This is a genomic window from Micromonospora phytophila (assembly GCF_023656545.1).
Classification (GTDB): domain Bacteria; phylum Actinomycetota; class Actinomycetes; order Mycobacteriales; family Micromonosporaceae; genus Micromonospora; species Micromonospora phytophila.
In genome coordinates this window covers 1-2,656 of sequence record NZ_JAMOKF010000515.1, presented here as the reverse complement: position 1 = coordinate 2,656, position 2,656 = coordinate 1, and the positions used below count along the sequence as shown (strand labels likewise).

Genomic DNA, 2,656 nt, shown 5'->3' with positions numbered 1-2,656 from the left:
CCGCAGGACATCGCCGCGCTGCTGCACATCGCCTCGGCCAGCGGCCGACTCGTCTTCGCCTCCGCGCCAACCCCCATGGGCGGCGACGACACCCGCCACCGCCGCCGCCTCCGGCCCGACCAGCTCCCGCAGCCGGCCACCCCAGCCGAGGTCCGACAGCCGCCCGACCGCGCGGCCCGGCAGCGCCTGCTCCGCCGGGGCGATCCGGCCCTTCAGCGGTACGCCGACCGCGTCCAGCCCGGTGGGCCAGAGCTTCTTCGGGGCGATCTCCACGCCGGGCCGGCCGAGGAAGGTCTGCGCGGCGGTCGACGCGGCGGTCGACACCTCGGCGGTGAAGAGCGGCCCGGCGCAGCGGTCGCACCGGCCGCAGTCGACCGCTCCGGTGTCGTCCAGGCACTCCCGCAGGTAGCGCAGGCGGCAGCCGGGCGTGGTCGCGTACTCCCGCATGGCCTGCTGCTCGGCGGTGCGTGCCTGGGCGACGCGGCGCAACCGGGCCTCGTCGTAGACCCAGGGCTCGCCGGTGGCGAGCCAGCCGCCGCGGACCCGGCGGACCGCGCCGTCGACGTCGAGCACCTTGAGCATCAGCTCCAGCCGGGCCCGGCGCAGGTCGACGATCGGTTCCAGGGCCTGGGTGGAGAGCGGCCGGTCGGTGCGCAGGGCGGCCAGCACGGCCCGGACCTGCTCCTCCGGCGGGAACGCCAGCGATGCGAAGTAGCGCCAGATGGCGGCGTCCTCGGCGCCGGGCAGCAGCAGCACCTCGGCGTGCGCGACGCCGCGGCCGGCGCGCCCGACCTGCTGGTAGTACGCGATCGGCGAGGGCGGCGCGCCGAGGTGCACCACGAAGCCGAGGTCGGGCTTGTCGAAGCCCATCCCCAGCGCGCTCGTGGCGACCAGCGCCTTGACCTTGTTGTCGAGCAGGTCCTGCTCGGCGGCCCGCCGGTCGGCGTCGTCGGCCTGGCCGGTGTAGGAGGCGACCGGGTAGCCACGGGAGCGGAGGAACTCGGCGGTCTCCCCCGCCGCGGCGACGGTGAGCGTGTAGATGATGCCCGAGCCGGGGAGCCGGTCCAGGTGGTCGGCGAGCCAGGCCAGCCGGTGCGCGGGGCTGGGCAGGTCGAGCACGCCCAGCCGCAGCGACTCCCGGTCCAGGCTGCCCCTCAGCACGAGGGCGTCCCCCAGTTGCTCGGCGACGTCGGCGGTGACCCGGGTGTTGGCGGTGGCGGTGGTGGCCAGCACCGGGGTGCGTTCGGGCAGGTTGCCGAGGAAGGTGCGCAGCCGGCGGTAGTCCGGCCGGAAGTCGTGCCCCCAGTCGGAGACGCAGTGCGCCTCGTCGACCACCAGCAGGCCGGTGGTCGCGGCCAGCTTCGGCAGGACGGTGTCCCGGAAGTCCGGGTTGTTGAGCCGTTCCGGGCTGATCAGCAGCACGTCCACCGCGCCGGCGTGGATCTCGGCGGTGATCTCGTCCCACTCGTCCAGGTTGGCCGAGTTGATGGTGCGGGCGCGGATGCCGGCCCGCGCGGCCGACTCGACCTGGTTGCGCATCAGCGCCAGCAGGGGCGAGACGATCACCGTCGGGCCGCGGTCGACCTCGTGCTCCCGCAGCAGGGCGGTGGCCACGAAGTAGACCGCCGACTTGCCCCACCCGGTGCGCTGCACGCAGAGCACCCGGCGCCGGTCGACCACCAGCGCCTCGATGGCCCGCCACTGGTCCTCGCGGAGCCGGGCGTGGTCGCCGGCCAACCGCCGCAGCACCGACTCCGCCCGTTCCCGTACCGCCGCCCGATCCTGACTCATCCGGCATTTCTACCAGCGCGGCGGGTCCGCGCCCCGGGTTCGCGCGGGAGGTTCCGGTCACGATCCGGCCGGTGGCGTCCGCTCCGGGGTGGGGGCCGCGGTCGGGGGCAGGAAGAACAGCAGCTCACGGAGCCGGTCGGTGGCGGTCGGCGGCAGCAGGCAGCGACCGGCGAGTTCCTCCATCGAGGCGTACGGGCCGCGTAGCCAGCGGTCCACCGCGATCTGGCGGCACTGGTCGACGGTCAGCCCGGGCAGGCCGGCGAGCACCTGCTCCGGGACGGCGTTGACGTCGACCAGGCCGCCGTCGTCGAACGTGCGGGGCAGGTCGGGCCGGCCGATGCGCAGCTCGTTCCGGGCCGCCGGGTAGTGGTAGAGCAGGTAACGGGCGTGCTCGCGGCGGATCCGCCGCTCCTCCTCGGCGCGGAACCTGGCACTGCCCTGGCCGCCGGTGAGCGCCGCCCAGACCCCGCGGCTGAGCAGCACCACGTGCGCCGCCCCGACCAACCAGGTGATCACGGCCAGGCCGAGGAAGAGCACCGCCTGCGGCCCGGGCACCTCGGCGTCCGGGTTCTCGATGTCGAGCAGGGCCACCTCGACCACGAGGACGACCAGGTAGCCGAGGCCGACCAGCGCGAGGCGCCAACTGCGCCGCCAGGCGGCGTAGGTGAGGATCACCAGCCAGGTGAAACAGCCGAGGGAGAGCAGGACGAGCGCAGTACCGGCGATGGTGGCGGTCGCGCTCGCCCAGCCGGGCGACGGCGCCCGCTGGCGCTTGCCGGCGGCTGCGGGCGACCACGTGGCGGGCGGGGGCGCAAGGACCGGCGGTGGACCGTACCCCGGCAGGGGCGGCGGGGCGGCGGGCGGT

General features: G+C 75.4%; 2 protein-coding genes. Both read right to left on the bottom strand.

Going from position 1 to position 2,656, the window contains the following annotated elements:
- The coding region (locus tag NCC78_RS30595; protein WP_250798877.1) for a RecQ family ATP-dependent DNA helicase at window positions 1-1,791 on the bottom strand (1,791 nt) is incomplete at its 3' end.
- 57 nt (window positions 1,792-1,848) lie between these two features.
- Window positions 1,849-2,656: ComEA family DNA-binding protein (locus tag NCC78_RS30590; protein ID WP_504921348.1), on the bottom strand; the 808-nt coding region annotated here is incomplete at its 5' end.